Annotated in this window: 10 protein-coding genes and 3 rRNA genes; 12 read left to right on the forward strand and 1 reads right to left on the reverse strand. The window is 67.8% G+C overall.

Annotation, left to right across the window (positions count from 1 at the left end; genetic code table 11):
• Nucleotides 1–373: 373 nt before the first annotated feature.
• The 6 genes from ACEN8D_RS00005 (at nt 374) to ACEN8D_RS00030 (ending at nt 11,230) form a co-directional block, all read left to right on the forward strand.
• Nucleotides 374–1,895 (forward strand): 16S ribosomal RNA (locus ACEN8D_RS00005).
• Nucleotides 1,896–2,339: 444 nt separating this feature from the next.
• Nucleotides 2,340–5,469, forward strand: a 23S ribosomal RNA gene (locus ACEN8D_RS00010).
• Between the two features lie 133 nt (nt 5,470–5,602).
• Nucleotides 5,603–5,719, forward strand: a 5S ribosomal RNA gene (rrf, locus tag ACEN8D_RS00015).
• The 16S, 23S and 5S rRNA genes sit together here, the layout of an rRNA operon.
• A gap of 99 nt (nt 5,720–5,818) precedes the next feature.
• Nucleotides 5,819–6,982, forward strand: coding sequence for an ROK family transcriptional regulator (locus tag ACEN8D_RS00020; RefSeq protein WP_413399452.1), 1,164 nt, complete (start codon nt 5,819–5,821; stop codon nt 6,980–6,982).
• A gap of 73 nt (nt 6,983–7,055) precedes the next feature.
• A complete protein-coding gene (locus tag ACEN8D_RS00025; protein ID WP_413399453.1) occupies nt 7,056–9,071 on the forward strand; it encodes a beta-galactosidase in 2,016 nt (671 codons plus the stop codon).
• Complete coding sequence (locus tag ACEN8D_RS00030; RefSeq protein WP_495601100.1) at nt 9,068–11,230, forward strand: alpha-galactosidase; 2,163 nt, start codon at nt 9,068–9,070, stop codon at nt 11,228–11,230. The genes ACEN8D_RS00025 and ACEN8D_RS00030 overlap by 4 nt, the downstream gene beginning before the upstream one ends.
• Before the next feature lie 42 nt (nt 11,231–11,272).
• Here the strand turns inward: ACEN8D_RS00030 and ACEN8D_RS00035 are convergent, their stop codons facing one another.
• Nucleotides 11,273–13,924 carry a glycoside hydrolase family 2 protein gene (locus tag ACEN8D_RS00035; protein WP_413461590.1) on the reverse strand — a complete coding sequence of 884 codons (2,652 nt, stop codon included), beginning with the start codon at nt 13,922–13,924 and terminating at the stop codon, nt 11,273–11,275.
• Nucleotides 13,925–14,032: 108 nt separating this feature from the next.
• On the opposite strand from ACEN8D_RS00035, the gene ACEN8D_RS00040 reads away from it, so the two are divergent.
• The 6 genes from ACEN8D_RS00040 to ACEN8D_RS00065 are packed head-to-tail and all read left to right on the forward strand — an operon-like array spanning nt 14,033 to nt 21,744.
• On the forward strand, nt 14,033–15,721 hold the full coding sequence (locus ACEN8D_RS00040; RefSeq protein ID WP_261646302.1) for an ABC transporter substrate-binding protein: 1,689 nt from the start codon (nt 14,033–14,035) through the stop codon (nt 15,719–15,721).
• A gap of 29 nt (nt 15,722–15,750) precedes the next feature.
• Nucleotides 15,751–16,740, forward strand: a complete 990-nt coding sequence (locus ACEN8D_RS00045; RefSeq protein WP_070418539.1) for an ABC transporter permease — start codon at nt 15,751–15,753, stop codon at nt 16,738–16,740.
• Between the two features lie 12 nt (nt 16,741–16,752).
• On the forward strand, nt 16,753–17,814 hold the full coding sequence (locus ACEN8D_RS00050) for an ABC transporter permease (protein WP_413399013.1): 1,062 nt from the start codon (nt 16,753–16,755) through the stop codon (nt 17,812–17,814).
• Nucleotides 17,811–18,689 carry an ABC transporter ATP-binding protein gene (locus ACEN8D_RS00055; RefSeq protein WP_413399014.1) on the forward strand — a complete coding sequence of 293 codons (879 nt, stop codon included), beginning with the start codon at nt 17,811–17,813 and terminating at the stop codon, nt 18,687–18,689. Before ACEN8D_RS00050 ends, ACEN8D_RS00055 begins: the two co-directional genes overlap by 4 nt.
• Nucleotides 18,686–19,594, forward strand: a complete 909-nt coding sequence (locus tag ACEN8D_RS00060; RefSeq protein ID WP_413399015.1) for an ABC transporter ATP-binding protein — start codon at nt 18,686–18,688, stop codon at nt 19,592–19,594. Before ACEN8D_RS00055 ends, ACEN8D_RS00060 begins: the two co-directional genes overlap by 4 nt.
• Entirely contained in the window at nt 19,540–21,744 is a 2,205-nt protein-coding gene (locus ACEN8D_RS00065) for a glycoside hydrolase family 36 protein (protein WP_495601101.1), read from the forward strand. Before ACEN8D_RS00060 ends, ACEN8D_RS00065 begins: the two co-directional genes overlap by 55 nt.
• The last annotated feature ends 69 nt before the right edge of the window (nt 21,745–21,813 follow it).

Here is a 21,813-nt window from a genome sequence, read left to right on the forward strand (position 1 = left end):
TAATCACTCGTTGCCGCTGAGGCGGAGAACGGAACGGCCGAGACGGTCACCGGAGCGAATGCCCCGGAGATGCAGTCCGGACGGGGTCCCGCTCAGGCAACGAATCCCGATGACGATCCACTCTCGAAGTGGTCTGTTCGGGGTGAGACGAAATGCCTCTCTGGCGACGCTCGTGTTCCACGGGTCGAGTGGGGAGTGCGTCTGGTCCTTGAGAACTCAACAGCGTGCACATTGTCAATGCCAATTTATTGACCCCGTGACTCATCAGCTTGCTGGTGGGTTCGGAGGCAATTCCTTTTGGATTGAAGATTGTCAGTAGACAGTCAACAGTCAGAATCAACTCGCTGACATCTTCGGGTGTTGGTTGTAATTTTTTACGGAGAGTTTGATCCTGGCTCAGGACGAACGCTGGCGGCGTGCTTAACACATGCAAGTCGAACGATGATGCCCAGCTTGCTGGGTGGATTAGTGGCGAACGGGTGAGTAACACGTGAGTAACCTGCCCCTGACTCTGGGATAAGCGTTGGAAACGACGTCTAATACTGGATATGACTGCCGGCCGCATGGTCTGGTGGTGGAAAGATTTTTTGGTTGGGGATGGACTCGCGGCCTATCAGCTTGTTGGTGAGGTAATGGCTCACCAAGGCGACGACGGGTAGCCGGCCTGAGAGGGTGACCGGCCACACTGGGACTGAGACACGGCCCAGACTCCTACGGGAGGCAGCAGTGGGGAATATTGCACAATGGGCGAAAGCCTGATGCAGCAACGCCGCGTGAGGGATGACGGCCTTCGGGTTGTAAACCTCTTTTAGTAGGGAAGAAGCGAAAGTGACGGTACCTGCAGAAAAAGCACCGGCTAACTACGTGCCAGCAGCCGCGGTAATACGTAGGGTGCAAGCGTTGTCCGGAATTATTGGGCGTAAAGAGCTCGTAGGCGGTTTGTCGCGTCTGCTGTGAAATCCCGAGGCTCAACCTCGGGCTTGCAGTGGGTACGGGCAGACTAGAGTGCGGTAGGGGAGATTGGAATTCCTGGTGTAGCGGTGGAATGCGCAGATATCAGGAGGAACACCGATGGCGAAGGCAGATCTCTGGGCCGTAACTGACGCTGAGGAGCGAAAGCGTGGGGAGCGAACAGGATTAGATACCCTGGTAGTCCACGCCGTAAACGTTGGGCGCTAGATGTAGGGACCTTTCCACGGTTTCTGTGTCGTAGCTAACGCATTAAGCGCCCCGCCTGGGGAGTACGGCCGCAAGGCTAAAACTCAAAGGAATTGACGGGGGCCCGCACAAGCGGCGGAGCATGCGGATTAATTCGATGCAACGCGAAGAACCTTACCAAGGCTTGACATACACCGGAAACGGCCAGAGATGGTCGCCCCCTTGTGGTCGGTGTACAGGTGGTGCATGGTTGTCGTCAGCTCGTGTCGTGAGATGTTGGGTTAAGTCCCGCAACGAGCGCAACCCTCGTTCTATGTTGCCAGCGCGTTATGGCGGGGACTCATAGGAGACTGCCGGGGTCAACTCGGAGGAAGGTGGGGATGACGTCAAATCATCATGCCCCTTATGTCTTGGGCTTCACGCATGCTACAATGGCCGGTACAAAGGGCTGCGATACCGTAAGGTGGAGCGAATCCCAAAAAGCCGGTCTCAGTTCGGATTGAGGTCTGCAACTCGACCTCATGAAGTCGGAGTCGCTAGTAATCGCAGATCAGCAACGCTGCGGTGAATACGTTCCCGGGCCTTGTACACACCGCCCGTCAAGTCATGAAAGTCGGTAACACCCGAAGCCGGTGGCCTAACCCTTGTGGAAGGAGCCGTCGAAGGTGGGATCGGTGATTAGGACTAAGTCGTAACAAGGTAGCCGTACCGGAAGGTGCGGCTGGATCACCTCCTTTCTAAGGAGCATCTGGCTCGTCGTGTCCTTCGGGGGACGGTGGGTCCAGGCGCCGGATCGAGACGAACGTTCTCGCCGGTAGCTCATGGGTGGAACATTGACAGTGCAGTCGGGAGCGCAGCTTCTGATCTCAGTACGCCGGGGCCTTCGTGGTTCGGGTTGGAACGGGTTGGGGGTGAGCGGGTCGGCTGGTGCACGTTGTTGGGTCCTGAGGGACCAGGCTTCCTGACCGTGATGGTCGGGGGTTGAGCCGTGACTGGGGCCTTTGGGTTCTGGTTGGGTTCTTCGGTGGGCCGCATGATGCTGGGAGCGTTGCTTCTGGGGGAGTGTGGTGCCGATCGTATGTTGAGAACTACACAGTGGACGCGAGCATCTTAGATCGCTCGGAACGATGATGACTTTCGGGTTGTCGTTGTTGTGAGTCGATCGCAATTTTAATCTTTGTGGTCAAGTTTCTAAGAGCAAACGGTGGATGCCTTGGCATCTGGAGCCGAAGAAGGACGTAGAAATCTGCGATAAGCCTCGGGGAGCTGATAATCGAGCTGTGAGCCGAGGATTTCCGAATGGGGAAACCCCGCTGGGCGCTTTTGTGACCTGGTGACTCCCGCCTGAATATATAGGGCGGGTAGAGGGAACGTGGGGAAGTGAAACATCTCAGTACCCACAGGAAGAGAAAACAACATGTGATTCCGTGAGTAGTGGCGAGCGAAAGCGGATGAGGCTAAACCGATCATGTGTGATAGCCGGCGGGCGTTGCATGGTCGGGGTTGTGGGACACGTCGCTCAGTTCTGCCGGACTGGGGCGGTTACAGCGCATCATAGTCGAACCGGTTTGAAAGCCGGGCCGTAGTGGGTGCCAGCCCCGTAGACGAAATGGTGTTATGGCCGGATGTGTATCCCAAGTAGCACGGGGCCCGAGAAATCCCGTGTGAATCTGTCAGGACCACCTGATAAGCCTAAATACTCCCAGATGACCGATAGCGGACAAGTACCGTGAGGGAAAGGTGAAAAGTACCCCGGGAGGGGAGTGAAATAGTACCTGAAACCGTTTGCTTACAAACCGTCGGAGCCTCCTTGTAGGGGTGACGGCGTGCCTTTTGAAGAATGAGCCTGCGAGTTAGTGATATGTGGCGAGGTTAACCCGTGTGGGGCAGCCGTAGCGAAAGCGAGTCTGAATAGGGCGATTCAGTCGCATGTCCTAGACCCGAAGCGAAGTGATCTATCCATGGCCAGGTTGAAGCGACGGTAAGACGTCGTGGAGGACCGAACCCACTTCAGTTGAAAATGGAGGGGATGAGCTGTGGATAGGGGTGAAAGGCCAATCAAACTTCGTGATAGCTGGTTCTCTCCGAAATGCATTTAGGTGCAGCGTTGCGTGTTTCTCGCCGGAGGTAGAGCTACTGGATGGCCGATGGGCCTCAACAGGTTACTGACGTCAGCCAAACTCCGAATGCCGGTGAGTGAGAGCGCAGCAGTGAGACGGTGGGGGATAAGCTTCATCGTCGAGAGGGAAACAACCCAGACTACCAACTAAGGCCCCTAAGCGTGTGCTAAGTGGGAAAGGATGTGGAGTTGCATAGACAACCAGGAGGTTGGCTTAGAAGCAGCCACCCTTGAAAGAGTGCGTAATAGCTCACTGGTCAAGTGATTCCGCGCCGACAATGTAACGGGGCTCAAGCACACCGCCGAAGTTGTAGATTTCGCACACTCGATAAGCCTTCGTGGTTCAGTCGTGCGGAGTGGTAGGAGAGCGTCGTGTGGCGAGTGAAGCGGCGGAGTGATCCAGCCGTGGACGCTACACGAGTGAGAATGCAGGCATGAGTAGCGAAAGACGGGTGAGAAACCCGTCCTCCGAAAGACCAAGGGTTCCAGGGCCAGGTTAATCCGCCCTGGGTAAGTCGGGACCTAAGGCGAGGCCGACAGGCGTAGTCGATGGACAACGGGTTGATATTCCCGTACCGGCGAACAACCGCCCAAGCTAATCCAGTGGTGCTAAGAGTCCTAACCCGCATTGACCGGATCCCTTCGGGGTGATGGCGTGCGGTCTAACGCTCGACCCCATGCTGGTGCGGTTAGCGTATGAACAGGTGTGACGCAGGAAGGTAGCTGAGCCAGGCGATGGTATCCGTAAGGTGATCCTGGTGTAAGGATGTAGGGCTGACGATAGGCAAATCCGTCGTCTAGATGCCTGAGATCCGACGCGTACCCGTAAGGGGAAATCAGTGATCCTATGCTGCCGAGAAAAGCATCGACGCGAGGTTGCAGCCGCCCGTACCCGAAACCGACTCAGGTGGTCAGGTAGAGAATACCAAGGAGATCGAGAGAATCGTGGTTAAGGAACTCGGCAAAATGCCCCCGTAACTTCGGGAGAAGGGGGGCCGGACACGTGATGCGGACTTGCTCCGCTGAGCGTTGAAGGCCGCAGAGACCAGTGGGAAGCGACTGTTTACTAAAAACACAGGTCCGTGCGAAGTCGCAAGACGATGTATACGGACTGACGCCTGCCCGGTGCTGGAAGGTTAAGAGGAAGGGTTAGCCTTTGGGCGAAGCTCTGAATTTAAGCCCCAGTAAACGGCGGTGGTAACTATAACCATCCTAAGGTAGCGAAATTCCTTGTCGGGTAAGTTCCGACCTGCACGAATGGCGTAACGACTTCCCAGCTGTCTCAACCGCGAACTCGGCGAAATTGCACTACGAGTAAAGATGCTCGTTACGCGCAGCAGGACGGAAAGACCCCGTGACCTTTACTACAGCTTGGTATTGGTGTTCGGTGTGGCTTGTGTAGGATAGGTGGGAGACTGTGAAGCGGGCACGCTAGTGTTCGTGGAGTCGTTGTTGAAATACCACTCTGGTCACTCTGGATGTCTAACGTAGGACCCTGATCGGGTTCATGGACAGTGCCTGGTGGGTAGTTTAACTGGGGCGGTTGCCTCCCAAAGAGTAACGGAGGCGCCCAAAGGTTCCCTCAACCTGGTTGGCAATCAGGTGGCGAGTGTAAGTGCACAAGGGAGCTTGACTGTGAGACTGACAGGTCGAGCAGGGACGAAAGTCGGGACTAGTGATCCGGCAGTGGCTTGTGGAAGCGCTGTCGCTCAACGGATAAAAGGTACCTCGGGGATAACAGGCTGATCTTGCCCAAGAGTCCATATCGACGGCATGGTTTGGCACCTCGATGTCGGCTCGTCGCATCCTGGGGCTGGAGTAGGTCCCAAGGGTTGGGCTGTTCGCCCATTAAAGCGGTACGCGAGCTGGGTTTAGAACGTCGTGAGACAGTTCGGTCCCTATCCGCTGCGCGCGTTGGAAATTTGAGAAGATCTATCCCTAGTACGAGAGGACCGGGATGGACGAACCTCTGGTGTGTCAGTTGTTCTGCCAAGGGCACCGCTGATTAGCTACGTTCGGACCGGATAACCGCTGAAAGCATCTAAGCGGGAAGCCGTCTTCGAGATGAGATTTCCATGCACCTTGAGTGTGAGAGGCTCCCAGCAGACTACTGGGTTGATAGGCCGGATGTGGAAGCGGGGACTAACGACCCGTGGAGCTGACCGGTACTAATAAGCCGAAGACTTGACAACACAACTATTTCCCACACTTCGGTGTGGGGCTCGCGTCCACTTTGTGGTTCCCGACAGACGATCGGGAATCAAACTGAATACTTCAGCTTGTACTGAAGGAACGGTTTTGATCCAGGATCTGGGTCGAAGGTGTTCCGGTGGTCATAGCGAGAGGGAAACGCCCGGTCACATTCCGAACCCGGAAGCTAAGCCTCTCAGCGCCGATGGTACTGCAAGGGGGACCTTGTGGGAGAGTAGGACGCCGCCGGACTCAACGTTACGAATACCAGGGAACCCCTGACCACCACGTGGTCAGGGGTTTTCTGCGTTTCCTGGCGCGTTATGATCGGCCGACGAACGAAGGGAACCGATGACCGAGCAGCTCGATCGAGCAGCGATCGACCCGGGTCCGGTGTGGCCGGTGTTGACCGACGCGACGAGGTCCGCCCTGCGCGAGATCCTCGTGCACGGTGTGCTCTCCCGTGCGGAGATCGCTCGGTCGCTCGGCCTGTCGCGGGCGAGCCTCACGCGGGCCGTGCGGACGCTCCAGGAGCACGGGTTCGTGATCGAGGTCGGTACGGGGGTGCGTGGCGCCACCGGTCGGCCGTCGGAGCTCCTCCGGACGAGCGAGGGCGTGTGGGAGTTCCTGGGCGTCAAGCTCACGCAGGACCGCCTGTACGCGGCGGTCACGGACCTCGCGGGACGGGTGCTCGCCCTGCACGAGGAAGTGCTGCGCGACGCATCGCCCGACGCGCTCGTGGCCCAGGTCGGCGAGGTCGTCGACCGGCTTCGGGCGTCGTCGCCGGCGATCTGCTCGCTGGGCGTCTCGGTGCCCGGCGACGTGGTCACCCGTGACGGCGTGACCCTGGTCGAGGTGTCGCAGTTCCTCGGATGGCGCGACGTCCCACTGTCGGACATGCTCGAGCGCCGGACGGGGCTCGTGACCTTCACGGTGAACGACGTCGACGCGCTCACGGCCAAGGAGCACTGGATCGGCGCCGGCGCGGGCGTCACCTCGATGGCACTCGTCACGGTCGGGGCGGGCGTCGGGTTCGGGCTCGTCACGAACGGCGAGGTGTCGGAGGGCGCCCACGGTCGGTTCGGTCGCGTCGGGCACCTGCCCGTCTACGGCGGCGGTCCGGACTGCGGGGTCGGGCACGCGGGCTGCGTGTCGAGCTACCTGCCGAGCTCCATCGTCGCGCGGAACGCCGGCCACGAGGACGCCGGGTACGACGCGGTGGTCGACCTGGCCCGCGCGGGGGACGAGCGAGCGCTCCAGGCCCTCCGCGACGCCGGCACGGCCCTGGGTGTGCTCCTGTCGACGGTGGTGACGTTGGTGGACCCGGAGTCCATCGTGCTGACCGGCGACGGCCTACCCGTGTACGACCTCGCCCGGGCCGAGGTGGACGCGGCGTTCCGGCAGGGCCTCCGCCCGTACGAGCCCGCCGTGACCATCGCCGTGCAACCGTTCGAGTTCTCCGAGTGGGCGCGTGCGGCTGCGGTCCTCGCGGTCCGCCGACTCCTCCGCTTCTGACTTAGTTACCCGAGTTGACAAACGCCTTCGGCGGGCGGGATGCTGGTCCGGTCCACCCGTCGAAGGAGATGTCGTGACCCCTGCTCGTTCCGTGCCCTGGCCCACCGAGGACCTGTCGTTCGGTGGTGACTACAGCCCCGAGCAGTGGCCGCGCTCGGTGTGGGACGAGGACGTCCGACTCATGCGCGAGGCCGGTGTGAACCTCGTCACGGTCGGGGTCTTCTCGTGGGGGCTCCTCGAGCGGTCACCGGGGGAGTACACCTGGGACTGGCTGGACGACGTGCTCGACCTGCTGCACGACAACGGCATCGCGGTGGACCTCGCGACACCGACCGCCGCCCCGCCGAACTGGCTGCTCACGGCGCACCCCGAGATCCTGCCCGTCGACGCGACCGAACGCCGCGAGCGGCCCGGTGGCCGACTCGGCTGGTGCCCGGCCTCGCCGGTGTTCCGCGAGCACGCGCTCCGGATCGCCGGCGCCCTGGCCGAACGGTACGGGGAGCACCCCGCGGTCCGGCTCTGGCACGTGAGCAACGAGCTCGGCGGCGGGAACGGCCGCTGCTACTGCGAGGTGTCGGCAGCCGACTTCCGGCGCTGGCTCCGCGCGCGGTACGACGACGTCGACGCAGCGAACGCCGCGTGGGGCACCGCCTTCTGGGGGCACACCTACACGTCGTTCGACGAGGTCTCCCCGCCGCGTGGCGTCGGTGGGGCGCCGAACCCGGGGCTCGCCCTCGACTTCGAGCGCTACTCGTCGGACGCGCTCCTCGCCCACTACGAGGCCGAGAAGGCCGTCATCGAGCAGCACTCCGCCGCACCCGTCACGACGAACTTCATGGTGGGCGCCGGTTCCCAGGTCGTCGACTACGCCGAGTGGGCCCGCCACGTCGCGATCCCCGCGAACGACCACTACACGCTGGTCGACGACCCCGACCGCGCCGAGGACCTCGCGGCCGCGGCCGACCGCATGCGCGGGATGACCCGCGACGGCGGTCCGTGGCTGCTCATGGAGCACTCGACCGGGGGCCCGAGCTGGCAGCAGCGGAACCGCGCGAAGGAACCCGGCGAGATCCTCCGCAACTCGCTCGCCCACGTGGCACGCGGGTCGGACGGTGCGCTCTTCTTCCAGTGGCGCGCGTCGACCGCCGGCGCCGAGCAGTTCCACTCCGCGATGGTCCCGCACGCCGGCACCCGGAGCCGCGTCTGGCGCGAGGTCTGCGCCCTCGGCCGCGCACTCCGCGCCCTCGGGCCGGTCCAGGGCGCCCCGGTCGAACGTGCCCGCGTCGCGATCGTCGTGGACGAGGCGTCCGGCTGGGCGCTCCAGTCCGGGCTGAAGCCGCACCGGGGACTCCGGTACGGGCACGAGCTCCGTGCCTGGCACGCCGCGTTCTGGCGCCGCCAGGTCCTGACCGACGTCGTCCCGCTCGACGCCGACCTGTCCGGGTACGACGTCGTGGTGCTCCCGACCCTCTTCGTCGTCGACGACGCGGCCGCGGCGCGGATCAGCGCCGTCGTGGAGCACGGCGCGACGCTCCTGGTGACCTACGCCTCGGGGATCGTGGACGAGACCGCGCGGGTCCGCACCGGTGGCTACCCGGGTGCGTTCCGCGACGTGCTCGGCGTGTGGTCGGAGGAGTTCACCCCGCTGCAGCGCGACGAGCGCGTCCTGCTCGACGACGGCACGGTCGTCACCGACTGGGCGGAGGACGTGGTCGTCGAGGACGCCGACGTCGTCCTCCGGCACGTCGACGGGCCGCTCGCGGGCCGCCCCGCGGTCACACGCCGCGCCGCCGGCGGCGGCGCCTGGTACGTCTCGGCGATGCTCGACGCGGACGGGGTGCAACGGATCGTGGACCGGATCGTCGAGGAGCGAGCGATCGCGCGGACCGTCACCGCGCCTCCAGGCCTGGAGGCAGTGCGTCGCGTCCGGCGGGACGGCACCGGGATCCTGTTCCTCCTGAACCACCGCTCCGAAGACGTCGTCCTGTCGGCTGCCGGGACCGACCTGCTCGACGGCTCCGGGCACGGCCCGGAGACCGTCGTGCCCGCCGGCGGCGTCCGTGTGCTCCTCGAGGAGGCGACGGCATGACCGTCGTGGACGGCGAGGAGGCGCGGGCAGCCGTGCCCGCGGCGGTGACGCGCGTCCACGCGCTGCGCGCAGCCGGCGTGGGTGTCGTCGTCGCGACCCGTGTCGACGGCCTGCCCGAGGTGCTGCACTGGGGGCGGGACGTCGGCGAGGTCGTGCCGGAGGACGCGGACGACCTCGTGCTCGCCGTCGCGCGGGCGGTCTCACCGAGTGCGTTCGACGCCCCGTGGCCGGTGACGATCCTGCCCACCGAGCAGGACGGGTGGGAGGGGCGGCCCGGGATCGCCGGACAGGTCGGCGGCCGTCCGCTCGTACCGGTCTGGCGCGACGTCGTCGTGTACGTCGAGGGGCAGCTGCTCGTGGTCGACGCCGCGTCGGACGAGGTGGCGCTGCACAGCGAGTTCGCCCTCGACGACGCCGGGGTGCTGCGGGTGCGGCACGCGCTGACGAACAGCGGCACGGCCGATGTCGAGGTGCAGGCGCTCGAAGCGGTGCTGCCGGTGGGGGAGCGTGCCGCCGAGGTGCTCGACCTCGCCGGACGGTGGACCCGCGAGCGGACCCCGCAGCGGCGGGCGATGACCGACGGGGTGCACGTGCGCGAGAGCCGTCGGGGGCGGACCGGGCACGACGCCCCGACCCTCACGGTGCTCGGGACCCCTGGTTTCGACGACACCACCGGCGAGCTGTGGGCGGTGCACCCGGCGTGGAGCGCGGACTCCGTGCACCGGTACGACCAGCTCGCCGAGGCCCGTCCCGTGCTCGGCGCGGGGGAGCTCCTGCGCGCGGGCGAGGTCGTGCTCCGTCCGGGCGAGACGTTCACCACGCCCGACACCGTCTTCGTCTGGACCGACGGCGGGCTCGACGGGGTCGCCGCCCGCCTCCACGACTCCCTCCGCGCGCGCCCCGGGCACCCACGGACCCCGCGTCCCGTCGTGCTGAACACCTGGGAGGCCGTCTACTACCGGCAGGAGCTGGAGCCGCTGCTCGCACTCGCGCGGGTCGCTGCGGACGTCGGTGTCGAACGGTTCGTCCTCGACGACGGCTGGTTCAGCGGACGCCGCTCCGACACCACGGCCCTCGGCGACTGGACGGTCGACGCCGACGTCTGGCCGCAGGGCCTCGGCCCGCTCGTCGCCGGTGTCCGAGCGCTCGGCATGGACTTCGGGCTGTGGTTCGAGCCGGAGATGGTGAGCCCGGTGTCCGATCTCGCGGTCGACCACCCGGACTGGCTCCTGCAGGACCCCGGGCGCACCCGGACCTGGCGGCACCAGTACGTGCTCGACCTCGCCCGCGCGGACGTCCGCGAGCACGTGCTCGACCGGATGGCGGCGGTGATCGGCGCGCACCACGTCGACTTCGTGAAGTGGGACCAGAACCGCGACGTCGTGCAGACCGTGCACGCCGGCCGGGTCGGGCTCGACGCGCACACCCGCGGCGCCTACGCGGTGATGGACGAGCTCCGTCGCCGACACCCCTGGCTCGAGATCGAGGCGTGCGCGTCCGGCGGCGCCCGGGTCGACCTGGGCGTCCTCGAACGCGCCGACCGGGTGTGGGCCTCGGACTCGAACGACGCGATGGAACGGCTGCCGATCCAGCGGTGGACCGAGCTCCTGCTGCCGCTCGAGCTCATCGGGTCGCACGTCGGCCCCGAGGTGTCGCACACCACCGGGCGGCACCTCGACCTCGACTTCCGGATGGCGGTGTCGCTCTTCGGCAGCGCCGGCATCGAGACCGACGTCACCCGGTGCAGCCCCGCGGAGCTCGACCGGCTGCGGGAGTGGACCGCGCTCTACAAGCGGGAGCGGGGACTGCTGCACTCCGGGCGGCTGCACCACGTCGAGCTCGGGGACCCCGGGCTCGCGACGACGGCGGTCGTCGCGCGCGATCGGTCGCGAGCCCTCGTGCGGGTCGCCCGGACCGTGACGGGTCCGCGGTCCCTGGCCGTGCCGCTGCGCCTGCGCGGACTCGACCGGGAGCGCCGGTACCGGGTCGCGCCGGTGACCGGGCTGCGGGTGCCGAAGGGGGTCGACGTGACCCGGACGCCGTGGATCGAGCGGGGGAGCGTGGAGCTGTCCGGCGCGGTGCTCGAGGACGTGGGGGTGCGGCTGCCCGCGCTGGCCCCAGGGACCGCGCTCGTGCTCGAGGTGCAGGCGACCGGCTGACCGGGGCGGACGGGCCGGGCACGCGCCCGGCCCGTCCACGCCTCAGGGCAGGAGGTCGCCCGCGTGCCGGAGCACCAGGGGCCCGGCCAACGCCTCCACGTCGATGCCCGCCGCGCGCGCGACCTCGAACACCGCCGACTCGCCGGGCAGCAGCGACACCAGCCCCTCGTCGACCCGGGCCGTGGCGACCACCCGGTCCGGGAACAGCGCGAGGTCCCGCACGTACGCCGTCGCCGAGACCGTGACCCGCGCTCCCTCCGGCGTCGCCGCGACGTCGACCGAGAACGGTCGACGCCCGAGGCGCTGGTCGACGACCTCCGCGAAGTCGTGCACCCGCCGCCCCGAGGCCGACCCGGTCACCACGAGCACCTCACCCGTGCGGTCCTGCGGCACCGCGACCTCGACGGGCAGCGTGATCCGGACCGCGTCCGCCGGGTCGACCGAGACGGTCGCCGTGGTCCCGGCGAGGACGGTGCCGTCGAACGCGCGGCGCTCGACGACGACCTCGTCGGTGACGGGCGCACCGCCGGCGTTCACGACCACGACGTCCAGCCCCGCGGCGTCCCGGGCGGCTGCGGCAGCGGCGACCTCGTCGGCCGGAGCCCACGGGTGCGGTTCCGGCACGGGCGTCGGCTGCACGGTCGAGAGGACGGGCCGGTAGGCCTGTCGGACCGCGTACCAGACCGGCTTCCGGTGCCCGGCGTGGTCGACGAGTGCCCAGGACACCACGGGCCAGTCGTCGTTGAGCTGCCAGACGACCATGCCGGTGTTGTCCGGCGTGCGGGACCGGAACCACTCCATGCCGAAGCGGATCGCGTGCGCCTGGTTGAGCTGCGCGGCCCAGTGCCAGTCCTCGATGGTCGTCGGCGCCGGGAGGTGCCCGCGCATGCCGTCGGCGAGCTTCCGGTTGCCCTCGTGCGCCTTCTGGTGCACGAGCATCTCGTGGCCGTCCGGGTCGAGCGGCTCGTCGTGCACCACCGCGGTGAGGGTCGACCACGCGGGCGGTCCCTGGAACCCGAACTCGGCGACGAACCGCGGCTGCCAGTCGGCGTAGGCGGTGTAGTCCTTCGTGTTCCAGACGTCCCAGATGTGCACGCTGCCGTTCCGCTCGTCGTTCGGCGTCAGGTACTCGTCGAACGAGAACGGGCTCCCGGGGGTGTACGGCCGGGTCGGATCGAGTTCCGCGACGATCGCGGGCAGCAGGGAACGGTAGTACCCGTTGCCCCAGGTGCGACCGACGAGCGACGGCCGCCACCCCCACTCGGCGTACGCCACGAGGTTCTCGTTGTTGCCGTTCCACACCACGAGCGAGGGGTGGGGACTGAGGCGGGTGACGGCCTCGCGGACCTCGGGCTCGACCTCGTCGGCCAGCCAGGGTTCCTCGGCGTAGGCGGCGCAGGCGAACAGGAAGTCCTGCCAGACGAGGATCCCGAGCTCGTCGCACCGGTCGTACAGGTCGTCGGATTCGTAGACCCCGCCGCCCCAGATCCGGAGCAGGTTGACGTTCGCCTCGACCGCGTCGTCGATCCGTTCGGCGTAGCGCTCGGCCGTCATCTCGGTGAGGTACGCGTGGTCCGGGATCCAGTTCGCCCCGCGCACGATGACGGGCCGGTCGTTGACGCGCAGGAGGAACGGCGCGCCACCGGCGTCGGCAGCCGTGTCGAGGGTGACGGTCCGGAACCCCACCCGGCCGGTCCAGACGTCGTCGCCGACCTCGACCCGGACGTCGTACAGGGGCTGGTCACCGTGGCCGCGCGGCCACCAGACGGCGACGTCGGGGACCTCGAGCCGCACGACGGCGGAGCCGGTCGTGCGGTCCGGGCCGGTCGCGACGGGGCGCGCGCCGACGATCCGGCCGGCGGTGTCCTCGGTGTCCGTGTCGCGGCCTGGAGGCGCGGTGTCGGAACCGGGGTGCGCTGCGGACGCGTGGTGCGGGGCCAGGGTGATCCGGGCCTCCAGTCCGGCACCCGCGTCACCACCCGCGGACGCGACGGGCGCGCTGCCGATGGCCTGCGAGAAGGCGCCGGAGGTGCCGGCGAACTCGACGTCGACGTGCGCCGTGAGCACGCCGGTGGTGCCGTCGACGTCGACGAGGGGGCGGACGGCCGCGATGCGGACGCCGCTCCAGGACTCGATGCCGATCGACTTCCAGATGCCGCTCGTCGCGACGTCGACGCCCCAGTCCCAGCCGAAGTTCGACGCGTTCTTCCGGAGCGCGTTGTACGGGTGGTGGTTGACGTGCGGGAGCTCGCCGCCGTGCAGCTCGGAGAGCCGGACGGCCGCGGGCACGGGTGCGTCGAACGTGACGACGAGCTCGTTCGCGCCCGGTCGGAGCAGGTGTCCGACCGGGAACCGGTACGAGCGGTGCTGGTTCGCGGTGGTGCCGACGACGATGCCGTTGAGCTCGATCGTCGCGAGTGTGTCGAGTCCGTCCGCGACGAGGTCGTGTCGGCGCTCCCCGGTGCCGCCGGCCCAGTCGAACGTCCGCCGGTACCGCCAGACCGTGTCGCCGATCCACTGCGTCGCGGCCTCGCCGTCACCGTCGAAGGGATCGGGGATCCTGCCGGCGCGCAGCAGGTCGGTGTGCACGCAGCCGGGCACCACCGCCTGCACCGGGTCGCGGTGGGCATCGACCTCCGGTGGACCGGCCACCGCCTCGAGGGTCCAGTGGCCGTCCAGTGTCGTGCGCTCCATCGCGCCTCCTCACGTCGTCGTGCAAGCTCTTGACCGGGTTAGTTTAGCCGTGTAACAATCGCGGTCACAACGACCAGGCCTGCGACGGAGCAGACCGAGAGGACAACGATGTCAACACCAAACCGTTCCCGGCGGCTCGCCATCGCGGCCGCGGCCATCCTCACCACCGCGGGACTCGCCCTCACCGGCTGCAGCTCGAGCGGGACCGCGGCGTCGTCCGACTCCGCATCGACTCTGATCGCGTACACCGGACAGTCCGGCGACTACCAGATCAACTACAACCCCTGGTCGCCGTCGAACATCGGTGGCGTCGGGACGATCTACGAGGGCCTGTTCTTCATCACGAACGTGAACACGAAGGACCCGAAGCCGCTGCTCGGCACGAGCTACGAATGGAACGCCGACGGCACCCAGCTGAGCATCACGCTCCGCGACGACGCGAAGTGGAGCGACGGGAAGCCCTTCACGGCGAAGGACGTCGTGTTCACCCTCGACATGCTCAAGAAGTACAAGGCGCTCAACTCCATCGGGTACGACGGCACGGCGAAGGCCGAGGGGGACGACAAGGTCGTCGTGTCCTTCGCGAAGCCGTCCTTCGTGCTCGGCCCGAACCTGCTCGGCAAGACCTGGATCGTGCCGGAGCACCTCTGGAAGGACATCGACCCGACCACCGACGTCGTGCGCAAGCCCGTCGGGACCGGCCCGTACACGCTCGGCACGTTCAAGGCGCAGGCCTTCACCCTCGAGGCGAACAAGGACTACTGGGGCGGTGCCCCGGCCGTGAAGACGATCCGCTACCTGTCGCTCTCCGGCAACACCGCGGGTGCCGACGCCCTGTCGCAGGGTTCGATCGACTGGCAGACCGGCCCGGTCCCGAACATGGACGACATCCCCGGCCACTACCAGGGCTACGACGGCATCACCGTCGGCCAGAACCAGATGGCCCTGCTGACCTGCTCGTCGACGGCGCTCGGCTGCTCCGGCCCGCAGACCGACCCCGCCGTGCGGCACGCGATCGCCGACGCGATCAACCGCAAGCAGCTCAACTCCCTCGCGTTCTCGAACACCGCCAGCGAGATCTCGCCGACCTTCGCCCTGACGACGACGCAGGAAGACATGATCTCGAAGGACGTCTCGCCGGCCGTGATGCCGTCCGGTGCCGACACCGACGCCGCGGCCTCGACGCTCGAGGACGCCGGGTACGCCAAGGGTGCCGACGGCATCTACGCGAAGGACGGCAAGAAGCTGTCCCTGACGGTGGAGGTCGTCACCGGCTGGACCGACTACATCACCGCGATCGACACGATGACGCAGCAGCTCAAGGCTGCCGGCATCGAGCTCAAGGCACAGCAGTCGTCGTGGAACGAGTGGACCGACAAGAAGACCAAGGGCAACTACCAGCTCGCGATCGACTCGCTCGGCCAGGGCCCGACCGCGAACCCGTACTACCTGTACAACAACTACTACTCGACCGCGAACACCGCGAAGGTCGGCGAGGCGGCCCCGATGAACATCGCCCGCTACAGCAACCCCGAGGTCGACGCCGCGCTGCAGAAGCTCGCGACGATCAACCCGGAGGACACCGCGGCGACCCAGCCCGAACTCGACGTCATCCAGCAGCACGTCGTCGAGGACATGCCGTACATCCCGATCATGACCGGCGGCACGACGAGCGAGTTCCACGCCGCGAAGTTCACCGGCTGGCCGACGAAGGACGACCTGTACGCGTTCCCGGCGGTCTGGGCGAGCCCGGACAACGCCGAGATCTTCAAGGCCCTCAAGCCCGCCAAGGGCTGAGGCGAGGACTGCGACCGAGGAGCGCTCGTATGCACTACTTCCTGCGCAAGATCGGCTTCTACATCGTGGCCCTCTGGGCGGCGTTGACGCTGAACTTCATCATCCCCAGGCTCCTGCCCGGGAACCCCGTGGACATCCTGCTCGCCAAGCTCCAGCAGCGCGGCGGGCAGGTGACCCCGGCGACCCGGCAGGCGTACGAGCTGCTCCTCGGTGGCAACTCCTCGGAACCGATCCTCGCCCAGTACGGCCAGTACCTGGGCAACGTGTTCCGCGGTGACCTCGGGGTGTCGGTGAGCTACTTCCCGGCACCGGTGACCGAGGTCATCGGGAGCTCCCTGCCGTGGACGATCGCCCTCGTCGGCATCGCCACCGTGCTCGCCGCCGTCATCGGGGTCGCCCTCGGCGCCTTCGTCGGGTGGCGACCGGGCACCTGGCTCGACTCGTTCGTGCCGGCCACCACGCTGCTCGCCGCGGTGCCGTACTTCTGGCTCGCGCTGATCCTCGTGTACTTCTTCGCGACCGGACTGCACCTCTTCCCGGCCCAGGGCGGCTACGACGTCGTCCTCACACCGGGGTTCAACGGCGAGTTCCTCATGTCGGCGCTCAAGTACGGCGTGCTGCCCGCCGCGACGATCGTGCTCGCCTCGCTCGGCGGCTGGTTGCTCGGGATGCGCAACATGATGGTGTCCACGCTGTCCGAGGACTACATCACCACGGCGCTCGCGAAGGGCCTGCCGCACGGCAAGGTCCTCCGCAACTACGCCGCCCGCAACGCCGTGCTGCCGTCGGTCGCCGGGTTCGCGATCTCCCTCGGGTTCATCGTGTCCGGGTCCGTCGTCACCGAGCAGGTGTTCTCGTACCCCGGCATCGGGTCGAAGCTCCTGTCCGCGGTGACGAACAACGACTACGCGCTCATGCAGGGCATCTTCCTGTTCATCACCCTGGCGGTCCTCGGCGCGAACCTCGTCGTCGACCTGCTCTACGGGCTCATCGACCCGCGCACCCGGGCCCGGAGCTAGGAGGACACGACCATGACCAACATCCAACAGGAGACCGAACCCACCATCGGGGCCCTCACCGAGGAGGCCGAGGCCGGTTCCACCCGGAGCATCGCGACCGCTCGTCGTGGCCGGCCGAAGGGCGGCGTCCGCCGGTTCCTCCCCACGCTGACGCCGTGGCTCGTCACGGGCATCGTGCTCATCGTCGGCGTCGCCCTGTTCGGGCTGCTCGGCCCGCTGCTCGTCGGCGACCCGAGCGCCATCCGTGACTCGGGCATGCAGCCGCCGAGCGCCGACAACCTGCTCGGGACGACCCAGACCGGGCAGGACGTCCTCGCCCAGCTCGCGTTCGCCACCCGGGGCAGCCTGCAGATCGGCCTCATCGTCGGTGTCCTCGCCACGGTGCTGTCGGCGTTCTTCGGCATCCTCGGCGCGTACCTCGGCGGGATCATGGACGAGGCGTTCTCGCTCTTCTCGAACGTGTTCCTCGTGATCCCGGGCCTGCCGCTCGTCATCGTCATCTCGGGCCTCGTCCCGCAGGAGGCCCGAGGCCTGTGGACCATCGCCATCGTCCTCGCGATCACGTCGTGGGCCGGGTCCGCCCGGGTCCTCCGCGCGCAGACGATGTCGATCCGGAACCGGGACTACGTGTCCGCTGCGCGGGTCGCCGGGGAACGACCGTGGCGGGTCATCGCGGTGGAGATCCTGCCGAACCTGCTGCCGGTGCTCGCGTCGCAGTTCGTGTTCGCCGTCATCGCCGCGATCCTCGGCGAGGCCGGGCTGTCCTTCCTCGGCCTCGGCGCCTCGAACTCGTCGACGCTCGGCACGATGCTCTTCTACGCGCAGAACGGCTTCGCGCTCGCCCAGGGCGCCTGGTGGTGGTTCGTCCCGCCGGGGCTCCTCATCGCGCTGCTCGGCATGGGCCTCTCCCTCGTCAACTTCTCGATCGACGAGGTCATCAACCCGCGACTGGCGAACGTGCGGGCGCAGCGACGGCGTGAACGTCGCGCCCGTCGTGCGGCCCGCCGTCCCGGCCCAGGAGGCGCGGCTCGCCGCACCGAGACCACCACCGACCGGAAGGGGGTCGCCCGATGACCCGGGACGCCGTCCTCACCATCGACCACCTCGACGTCGTCTACGAGACCGAGCACCCGGTGCACGCCGTCAAGGACGTCTCGCTGACGCTCGCGCCGGGGGAGATCCTCGGGCTGGCCGGGGAGTCCGGCTGCGGCAAGACGACGCTCGCCTACGCCATCACCCGGCTGCACAAGCCGCCGGCGAAGGTGACGTCCGGCAGCATCACCTTCCACGACCGGAACGGCAGCGACGTCGACCTGCTCGGCCTCGGCGACGAGCAGCTCCGTGCCGTCCGCTGGTCGAAGCTGTCGATGGTGTTCCAAGGGGCGATGAACGCGCTCAACCCGGTCACCACGATCCGGGCACAGCTCGACGACGCGCTCGTCGAGCACCGCCGCGGCATGCCCCGCAAGGAGCGTCGGGCGATCGCGGAGGACGCGCTCCGACGGGTCGGGGTCGACCCGGCCCGCATCACGGCGTACCCGCACGAACTCTCCGGCGGCATGCGGCAGCGCGTGATGATCGCGATGGCGATGCTGCTCGAGCCGCAGGTCATGATCATGGACGAGCCGACCACCGCGCTCGACGTCGTCGTGCAGCGAGAGATCCTCCGCGAGATCGTCCGCCTGCGCGACGAGCTCGGCTTCGCGGTCGTGTTCATCACGCACGACCTCCCGCTGCTGCTCGAGATCAGCGACCGGATCGCGATCATGCTCCGCGGCGAGGTCGTCGAGTGCGCGACCGCCGACACCATCCAGCACGACCCGCAGCACCCCTACACCCGGCGGCTGCTGCAGTCCTTCCCGAGCCTGTCCGGCGCCCGCGGCGACTTCATCCGCACCGGGGCGAGCATCGACGGCTCGGACCTCGACACCCAGGAGGTCGTCCGATGACCAGTGTGACCGTCAGCCACCTCGGCAAGGACTTCCACACCCGGAAGGGCCTGCGCCGGACCACCCTCCGCGCCGTCGACGACGTCTCGTTCGAGCTCCTGCCCGGACGCACCGTCGCCCTCGTCGGGGAGTCCGGTTCGGGCAAGTCGACGATCGCCCGGATGCTCGCGAAGCTGGAGAGCACCACGCGCGGCTCGATCGACGTCCGGCTCGAGGACGGCACCCCCGTCGTCGGCAGCATGTACCGGCGGCACGTGCAGATGGTGTTCCAGGACCCCTTCGCGTCGCTCAACCCGTTCCACTCCATCGAGCACCACATCGCCCGCCCGCTGCAGCTCCACCACCGTGCACGCGGTGCCGAGGAGACCGCCGAACGCGTCCGGGAACTGCTCGGCCGCGTGAACCTCGACGAGGACTTCGCGTCCCGCCGCCCGCACGAGCTCTCCGGCGGGCAACGACAGCGCGTCGCGATCGCCCGGGCCCTCGCACCCGGCGCGCAGGTGCTCATCGCCGACGAGCCCGTGTCGATGCTCGACGTGTCGATCCGGCTCAGCGTGCTCAACCTCATGGGCCGGCTGCAGCGCGAGGACCACCTCGCCGTGCTGTACATCACGCACGACCTCGCGACCGCGCGGCACTTCTCGGACGAGATCCTGGTGCTGTACCGCGGCCGGGTCGTCGAACGGGGACCCTCGGACGCGGTCATCCTCGACCCGCAGCACGACTACACCCGGCTGCTCGCCGAGGCCGCCCCCGACCCGGAGCGCACCGACCGCCGGGTGACCTCGGGACCGGCACTCGACCGCTCCACGATCGACATCACCACCTGCTACGACCACACCCTGGGGGAGTGGGTCACGAGTTCGCCGGCACCGGTCGGGGCGGTCCGGGCCGGGACGCCGTGAGTGCGTTCGTCGACTGGGTCACGCCCGGGTTCTCGGCACGGTTCCGGATCGCGTCGGACCGTCCGGTCGCCCTGGTGTCGTTCGTGCCGACCGGCGGGGCGCTCGCCGACGGCCCCGACGACCCGCAGCCGCTCGTCGAGCTGACCACCGTCGGCCACGGCAGGTTCCCCGGCGGGTTCCGGCACGTCGACTCCACCATCGGCGCACGGCTCCGGTACGTGTCGCACGACGACGCCCCCGTGTCCGTGGGCGGGACCGGATCAGGGCCCGCGGACACGACCGGGGCGGTGGACGGGACCGACCCGTGGTTCCGGATCGTGCAGGAGGACGCGGCCACGCGCCTCCAGGTCGTGTCCGTGTTCCGTGCGCGCGCCGGCGTCGGAGCGTTCCGGACGTGGACCGAGGTGTCGGCGCCGGAGGGCGAGCACGTCGTCGACTTCGTTTCGTCCTTCGCGACCGGGGCGTTCCTGACCGACTCCGGTGCGACGGTCGACGAGCTGTCGTTGACGCACGCCGAGAACGACTGGGCAGCCGAGAGCCGGTGGCGCACCGATGCGCTGCGGTCGATCGGGCTCGCCCGCATCGATCGCGAGGCGCAGCACCACCCGCCCCGCAGCCGTGCCGTCGTGCAGAACCGCGGCTCGTGGTCCACCGGTGAGGCGCTGCCGATCGGCGTGCTGCACGCTGCCGACTTCGCGCTCGTGTGGCAGGTCGAGCACAACGGGCCGTGGCTGTACGAGCTGGGGGAGACCCGGCGGCACGCGTACGTGCTGCTGAGCGGACCGACCGACCAGGAGCACCAGTGGAGCGCCGTCGTCGCTCCGGGAGAGCCGTTCGTGTCCGTGCCGGTGTCGGTCGGGATCGCCGGCTCGGTCGGCGACGCGTTCGCGGTGCTCACCCGGCAGCGTCGGGCGTTCCGGCACGTGCGCGACGCCGATCGTGCCCTACCGCTGGTCTTCAACGACTACATGAACACGCTCATGGGCGACCCGACGACCGAGAAGCTCCTGCCGCTCATCGACGCGGCCGCCGACGCCGGTGCCGACCTATTCTGCATCGACGCCGGCTGGTACGCCGAGGGGCACTGGTGGGACACCGTCGGCGCGTGGGAGCCCGCGGCGTCGCGGTTCCCGACCGGGCTCGGGTCCGTCATCGACCACATCCGTTCACGCGGCATGCAGGCCGGGCTCTGGCTCGAACCCGAGGTCATCGGGATCCACTCGCCGTTGGCGTCGTCGTTGCCGTCGTCCGCCTTCGTGCACCACCGCGGGGTGCGTGTCGCGGAGCACGGCCGGCACCTGCTCGACCTGCGCTCGCCGGATGCCCGGGCGCACCTCGACGCCGTCGTCGATCGGCTCGTCGGGACGCTCGGCGTGACGTTCTTCAAGATGGACGACAACACGATGACGGGGTCGTTCGACGGGCAGCTCGAGCACCAGCGGGCGCTGCTGGACTGGCTCGACGACGTGCAGGCCCGCTACCCGTCGCTCCTCATCGAGAACTGCGCCTCGGGAGCGATGCGCGCCGACTTCGCGATGCTGTCCCGCTTGCACATGCAGTCGACCTCGGACCAGCAGGACCCGGTGCTGTCCGCCACGATCGCCGCCGCAGCTCCCGCCGCGATGCTCCCCGAGCAGGCGGGGAACTGGGCGTACCCGGCGCCGTCGATGTCGCCCGATCTGTTCAACCTCGCGCTGGTGAACGGGGTGCTCGGGCGGATGTACCTGTCGGGGTACCTCAACGAGATGTCGTCCGCGCAGCTGGCGGTCGTGGCCGCGGCGATCGCGGCGCACCGGACCGTGCTCGCGGACGTGTCGGCGGCGCTGCCGGTGTGGCCGCTCGGGCTGCCCGGGTGGGAGGACACCTGGGTCGCGCTCGGCCTCGACGTGCCGGACGGGGACCTGTACCTGTCGGTGTGGGCGTTGCCGGGGGCCTCGTCGTCGGTGTCGTTGCCGCTGCCGGCGCTCGTGGGGCAGCCGGTGGCGGTGTCGCCGCTCTTCCCGACGGCGATCGGGGCCTGGGAGGTCTCGTGGGACGCCGACGCGGGGGTGCTGCACGTCGACCACGGCGGGGCCACCCCAACGGCCCGGGTGTTCCGCGTCCGGCGGGACCCGGGCGTCCGGTCGGGCGGGGCCGGCGCGGGGCGGTGACCGGGGCGCGCGCCGGATGGCAGACGGTGCGTGTTCCGGGACGGGAGGCGCGGTGCGGGCAGGCGCCGC

The organism is Curtobacterium sp. Curtsp22 (genome assembly GCF_059492135.1).

What these genes read in the sequence shown, in the direction of transcription:
- ACEN8D_RS00060 (WP_413399015.1), top strand. Translation starts at nt 18,686, where the DNA reads ATGACCAGTGTGACCGTCAGCCACCTCGGCAAGGACTTCCACACCCGG.
- ACEN8D_RS00040 (WP_261646302.1), top strand. Translation starts at nt 14,033, where the DNA reads ATGTCAACACCAAACCGTTCCCGGCGGCTCGCCATCGCGGCCGCGGCC.
- ACEN8D_RS00020 (WP_413399452.1), top strand. Translation starts at nt 5,819, where the DNA reads ATGACCGAGCAGCTCGATCGAGCAGCGATCGACCCGGGTCCGGTGTGG.
- ACEN8D_RS00050 (WP_413399013.1), top strand. Translation starts at nt 16,753, where the DNA reads ATGACCAACATCCAACAGGAGACCGAACCCACCATCGGGGCCCTCACC.
- ACEN8D_RS00045 (WP_070418539.1), top strand. Translation starts at nt 15,751, where the DNA reads ATGCACTACTTCCTGCGCAAGATCGGCTTCTACATCGTGGCCCTCTGG.
- ACEN8D_RS00030 (WP_495601100.1), top strand. Translation starts at nt 9,068, where the DNA reads ATGACCGTCGTGGACGGCGAGGAGGCGCGGGCAGCCGTGCCCGCGGCG.
- ACEN8D_RS00055 (WP_413399014.1), top strand. Translation starts at nt 17,811, where the DNA reads ATGACCCGGGACGCCGTCCTCACCATCGACCACCTCGACGTCGTCTAC.
- ACEN8D_RS00035 (WP_413461590.1), bottom strand. Translation starts at nt 13,924, where the DNA reads ATGGAGCGCACGACACTGGACGGCCACTGGACCCTCGAGGCGGTGGCC.